Source organism: Streptomyces millisiae, assembly GCF_031845425.1.
GTDB classification, from domain to species: domain Bacteria; phylum Actinomycetota; class Actinomycetes; order Streptomycetales; family Streptomycetaceae; genus Streptomyces; species Streptomyces millisiae.
Map to the genome: position 1 here is coordinate 1 of NZ_JAVREM010000137.1, position 5,710 is coordinate 5,710.

Here is a 5,710-nt window from a genome sequence, read left to right on the forward strand (position 1 = left end):
AACCCCGCGCGAAGCGCCGCCCACCCCGCGCGGCGCGCGGCGCGTCGCGCCGCGGCGCCTGGCCGGCTTATCGCCGGCTACGCCGGCCAGGCGGCGGCCGTCAGGATGTCGGAGGCCACCGCCGTGGAGTCGACCAGCGGGTGCAGCGCCAGCGCCCGCAGCGCCGCGCCGCGCGACCGCGTCGTCGCGGCCTCGATCGTCGCCCGCTCGACCGCCTTCACCTGGAGCATCAGCCCCTGCTCCGCCAGACCCGGCAGCACGCACGGCACCGGATGCGCCCCCGTCCCGTCCACCTCGCAGACGGTCTCTATGATCGCGTCGTCCGGCAGCGCCGGCACCGCCCCGCCGTTGCGCACGTTGAGGATCAGCCGGGTGCGCCGGTCGCCCGCGATGGCCCGCATCAGGTCGAGGGCCACCCGCTCGTAGCCGCCGCCCTCCAGGTCGCAGCTGTCGCGTTCGCCGCCGCCGCTCGCGGCCCGCGCCTCGGCCCCGTACGTCTCCTCACGCTCCAGGCGCGCGCGTTCCCACGCCTCCAGCGCCCGCCCGGGCGTTCGCGCCGCCTCCGCGAAGAACGCGCCCTGCTGGCGCTCCAGGTACTCGCCCCGCGTCTCGGTGGCCGCCCGCGTCGCCGCCAGCGTCTCGCGCGCCGCGTAGTAGTAGTGCAGGTACTCGTTGGGCAAAGAGCCCAACGCCCGCAGCCACTCGCCGCCGAAGAGCCGGCCCTCCTCGAAGGACGCCAGCGCCGCGTCGTCCGCCAGCAGCCCCGGCAGCAGGTCCCGGCCCCGCAGTGTCAAGGACTGGAGCCAGCCCAGGTGGTTGAGCCCCACATAGCCGAAGTTCACCGCGGCGGGGTCGGCGCCCGCGGCCCTGGCCGCCCGCCGCACCAGGCCGACGGGCGAGTCGCAGATGCCGATCACCCGGTGCCCCAGCCGCCTCGACATCGCCTCCGTGACCATCCCGGCCGGGTTGGTGAAGTTGATCAGCCAGGCGTCGGGCGCCACCGCCCGCATCCGGTCCGCGATCTCCAGCGCGACGGGAACGGTCCGCAGCCCGTACAGGATCCCGCCGGCGCCCACCGTCTCCTGGCCCAGCACCCCCGCGGCCAGCGGCACCCGCTCGTCCCGCACCCGCCCCGCCGTGCCGCCCACCCGCATCGCGCAGAACACGAAGTCGGCGCCGCGCAGCGCGTCGTCCAGGTCGTCGGCGATCCGCACCGCGGGCGCGCCCGGCACGCCGGCCGCCTGCGCCGCGAGCACGGAGGCGATCACCCGGGTCCTGGCCGGATCCCGGTCGAAGAGCGTCACCTCGGTGCACCGCTGGTTCACCCGGTCGGGCGACTCCTCGGGGCTGGCTGTCAGTAGCGCCCGGTATACCAGGGGAACGCGGAATCCGCCGCCGCCGATGATCGTGAGCCTCATGGCCCGGAACGTACCGTAGAGGAGAAGGCCAGCATGCCCGGGAGCACACGGTGACGCACCAGGACGACCACGACCAGGCCCCACTCGCCAGCACGTTCGACCCGCTCGCCGCGCTGCGTGCCCCCGCCGACCCGGACTACGACGTGTACCTCACCGGCACGGTCTTCCTGGACATCGTCTTCACCGGCCTGGAGTCGGCGCCCGTGCGCGGCACCGAGTCCTGGGCCCGCGGCATGGGATCGAGCCCGGGCGGAGTGGCCAACATGGCCACCGCGCTCGCCAGGCTGGGCCTGCGCACCTCGCTCGCCGCCGCCTTCGGCGACGACAAGTACGGCGAGTACTGCTGGGAGACGCTGGAGCGCGGCGAGGGCATCGACCTCTCCCGTTCCCGCACCGTCCCCGGCTGGCACTCCCCGGTCACCGTGTCCATGGCCTACGAGGGCGAGCGCACGATGGTCTCGCACGGCCACGAGGCGCCGCCGCCCTGGGGGCCGCCCACCGGGCCGCCGATCGACGAGGCGGCGCCGGCGTTCGTCCCGGCCGTGCCGCCCCCGCCGCGCGCCCGCTCCGCCGTCGCCTCCCTGCGCCCCGGGCAGCCGCAGGACTGGATAAGGGAGGCGGCCGCCGCCGGCGGGCTGGTCTTCGCCGACGTCGGCTGGGACGACACGGGCGCCTGGGAGCTGGCCGAGCTGCCCGACCTCGCCCACTGCGAGGCCTTCCTGCCGAACGCGGCGGAGGCCATGCGCTACACCCGCACCGACTGCCCGCGCGCCGCCGCCCGCGCGCTGACCGAGCGGGTCCCGATCGCCGTCGTCACCATGGGCGCCGAGGGCGCCTACGCGGCGGACGGCCGCACCGGCGAGACCGCCGAGGTGCCGGCCATCGTCGTCGAGGCCCTGGACACCACGGGCGCCGGGGACGTCTTCGTGGCCGGTTTCGTCACCGGCACCCTCGCCGGCTGGCCGCTGGCCGACCGGCTGGCGCTCGCCGGGCTCACCGCCGCCCTGTCCGTGCAGGAGTTCGGCGGCTCGCTCTCCGCGCCCGGCTGGGGTGAGGTGGCAGCCTGGTGGCAGCGGGTCAGCTCGCTCGGGCCGGCCGGCGGCCGGCTCGACCACGAGCTCCGGCGGTACGCGTTCCTCTCCGAACTGCTGCCGGGATCCGCGCCGACCTGGTCCCGTCGTCGCGCGGTGCCCACGCTCGGTTTCCGTGGGTGAGCGCCGGTGCCCGCGCCGTCAAGACCATCGCGAACTGCGCCGATCGCACTGGGTAATTTCCTGGGGATACGCGGGCGTGGCGTCGTACCCTGGCCTCGGAAGTCCCGTACCGCCCCGCAGTCAGTTCAGAGAGGGATGAGCAGGCCGAGCAGCGGCCGCCCATGACGCAGACACCCACACACCAGCCGGCGGCCCGGGCCGCCGAGGCGACCGCCCGGTTCACCGTGCCGGCGAAGCACCCCATGGTCACGGTCCTGGGTTCCGGGGACGCGCTGCTGCGCGTCATCGAGCAGGCGTTCCCCGCCACCGACATCCATGTCCGGGGCAACGAGATCAGCGCCACCGGCGACGAGGCCGAAGTTCAGCTCGTGCAGCGGCTCTTCGACGAGATGATGCTCGTGCTGCGCACCGGCCAGCCGCTCACCGAGGACGCGGTCGAGCGCTCCATCGCCATGCTGCGCGGCTCCGAGGGCAGCGGCGGCACCAGCCCCGCCCAGGTCCTCACGCAGAACATCCTGTCCAACCGCGGCAAGACCATCCGGCCCAAGACGCTCAACCAGAAGCGTTACGTCGACGCCATCGACCAGCACACCATCGTCTTCGGCATCGGCCCCGCCGGCACCGGCAAGACCTACCTGGCCATGGCCAAGGCCGTGCAGGCGCTGCAGTCCAAGCGGGTCAACCGGATCATCCTCACCCGGCCCGCGGTCGAGGCCGGCGAGCGGCTCGGCTTCCTGCCCGGCACGCTCTACGAGAAGATCGACCCCTACCTGCGGCCGCTCTACGACGCGCTGCACGACATGCTCGACCCGGACTCCATCCCGCGCCTGCTCAGCGCCGGCACCATCGAGGTCGCCCCGCTCGCCTACATGCGCGGCCGCACCCTCAACGACGCGTTCATCATCCTGGACGAGGCGCAGAACACGAATCCCGAGCAGATGAAGATGTTCCTCACCCGGCTCGGCTTCGAATCCAAGATCGTGATCACCGGCGACGTCACCCAGGTCGACCTGCCCGGCGGCACCAAGAGCGGCCTCCGCCAGGTGCAGGAGATCCTCGACGGCGTCGACGACGTGCACTTCTCCCGGCTCACCAGCCAGGACGTGGTCCGCCACAAGCTCGTCGGCCGCATCGTGGACGCGTACGAACGCTTCGACGACCGCAACGGAAAGTAGCCGCCGCAGATCATGGCGATCGAGGTCAACAACGAGTCCGGCCTGGAGATCGACGAACGGGCCATTCTCGACATCGCCAGGTACGCCCTGGCCAGGATGCGCATCCACCCGCTCTCCGAACTGTCGGTGATCGCGGTCGACGAGGCCGCCATGGAGCAGCTCCACCTCCAGTGGATGGACCTGCCGGGCCCCACCGACGTGATGTCCTTCCCGATGGATGAGCTCCGCCCGCCCGCCAAGGACGACGAGGAGCCCGTGCAGGGCCTGCTCGGGGACGTGGTGCTCTGTCCCCAGGTCGCCGTCCGGCAGGGCGCCGCGGCCCCCACGAAGCACTCCATGGACGACGAGCTCCAGCTGCTCACCGTCCACGGCGTGCTGCACCTCCTCGGCTACGACCACGAGGAGCCGGTCGAGAAGGCCGAGATGTTCGGGCTGCAGAAGGCCATCGTCGACGGTTGGCGCGCCGAGCACGGCCTGACCGGGCCCTCCCCGGCCCCCACGACGACATGACCACCACCACGCTGCTCTCCGTCATCGGCCTGCTGGCGCTGGCCTGGCTCTCCTCCTGCGCGGAGGCCGGCCTCGCCGTCGTCACCAGCTTCCGCGCCGAGGAGGCCAAGCGGGCCGGCCGCCGCGGCGCCGCCCGGCTCGCCGTGCTCGCCGCCGACCCCACCCGCTACCTCAACCTGGCCCTGCTGCTCCGGGTCTGCAGCGAGATGGCGGCCGCGGTGCTCGTGGCGTACGCCTGCCTCCAGGAGTTCGACCGGATATGGCAGGCACTCGCCGTCGCCTTCGGCGTCATGGTGCTGCTGTCCTTCGTCGCCGTCGGCGTCTCGCCCCGCACCATCGGCCGCCAGCACCCGCTGGCCACCACCACCGTCGCCGCCTACGTGCTGGTGCCGCTGGGCCGCGTGCTCGGGCCCGTCACCCAGCTGCTGATCCTGCTGGGCAACGCCCTCACCCCGGGCAAGGGCTTCCGCCGCGGCCCCTTCGCCTCCGAGGCCGAACTGCGCGCCATGGTCGACCTGGCCGAGCGCGAGTCCCTCATCGAGGACGAGGAGCGCCGCATGGTGCACTCCGTCTTCGAGCTCGGCGACACCCTGGTGCGCGAGGTGATGGTGCCGCGTACCGACCTCGTCTCCATCGACCGCCACAAGACCATCCGCCAGGGCCTCGCCCTGGCGCTGCGGTCCGGCTTCTCCCGGATCCCGGTCACCGGCGAGAGCGACGACGACATCGTCGGCGTCGTCTACCTCAAGGACCTGGCCCGCGCCGTGCACATCAAGCACGAGGCCGAGGCGGACCCGCTGGAGTCGGTGACGCGGCCCGCGACCTTCGTGCCCGACACCAAGAACGCGGGCGACCTGCTGCGCGAGATGCAGCGGGACCACATCCACGTCGCGGTCGTCATCGACGAGTACGGCGGCACGGCGGGCCTCGTCACCATCGAGGACATCCTGGAGGAGATCGTCGGCGAGATCACCGACGAGTACGACACCGAGCTGCCGCCCGTCGAGGACCTCGGCGAGGACACCCGCCGGGTCACCGCCAGGCTCGACCTCGGCGCGCTCGGTGAACTGTACGGGCTGCGGCTCGACGACGAGGACGTGGAGACGGTGGGCGGCCTGCTGGCCAAGGCACTCGGCCGGGTCCCGATCGCCGGCGCGAGCGCGGAGGTCCCGCTCACGCCCGAGCAGTCCACGGCGCGCGACGAGGAGCAGCCGCGGCTGGCCGCGCTGCGGCTCACCGCGGAGGCGCCCGTCGGGCGCCGCAACCGCATCGACCGCATCCTGGTCGAACCGGTCCCCGCGCCGCCGTCGGACTCCCCGGAACCGTCTTAGCGCTCCGCGCGGCAAGCCGTTACGCGGCGCTGTGCTGTCTGCGGGGTGTTTTTCCCCCACCC

At 73.2% G+C, this 5,710-nt stretch carries 5 protein-coding genes; 4 read left to right on the forward strand and 1 reads right to left on the reverse strand.

Annotated elements, in window-relative coordinates; genetic code table 11:
• Positions 1-77 precede the first annotated feature (77 nt).
• A complete protein-coding gene (locus RNC47_RS35630; protein WP_311604965.1) occupies positions 78-1,418 on the reverse strand; it encodes a 6-phospho-beta-glucosidase in 1,341 nt (446 codons plus the stop codon).
• Between the two features lie 50 nt (positions 1,419-1,468).
• Between RNC47_RS35630 and RNC47_RS35635 the strand changes: the two genes are divergently transcribed.
• The 4 genes from RNC47_RS35635 (at position 1,469) to RNC47_RS35650 (ending at position 5,648) form a co-directional block, all read left to right on the forward strand.
• Positions 1,469-2,632, forward strand: coding sequence for a carbohydrate kinase family protein (locus tag RNC47_RS35635; RefSeq protein ID WP_311604966.1), 1,164 nt, complete (start codon positions 1,469-1,471; stop codon positions 2,630-2,632).
• 161 nt (positions 2,633-2,793) lie between these two features.
• The gene (locus RNC47_RS35640) at positions 2,794-3,807 is read left to right on the forward strand and encodes a PhoH family protein (RefSeq protein WP_311604967.1); all 1,014 of its coding nucleotides are present in this window, start codon (positions 2,794-2,796) and stop codon (positions 3,805-3,807) included.
• 12 nt (positions 3,808-3,819) lie between these two features.
• The gene (gene ybeY / locus RNC47_RS35645; protein ID WP_311604968.1) at positions 3,820-4,317 is read left to right on the forward strand and encodes an rRNA maturation RNase YbeY; all 498 of its coding nucleotides are present in this window, start codon (positions 3,820-3,822) and stop codon (positions 4,315-4,317) included.
• Positions 4,314-5,648, forward strand: a complete 1,335-nt coding sequence (locus RNC47_RS35650) for a hemolysin family protein (protein ID WP_311604969.1) — start codon at positions 4,314-4,316, stop codon at positions 5,646-5,648. The genes ybeY and RNC47_RS35650 overlap by 4 nt, the downstream gene beginning before the upstream one ends.
• Positions 5,649-5,710 lie beyond the last annotated feature (62 nt).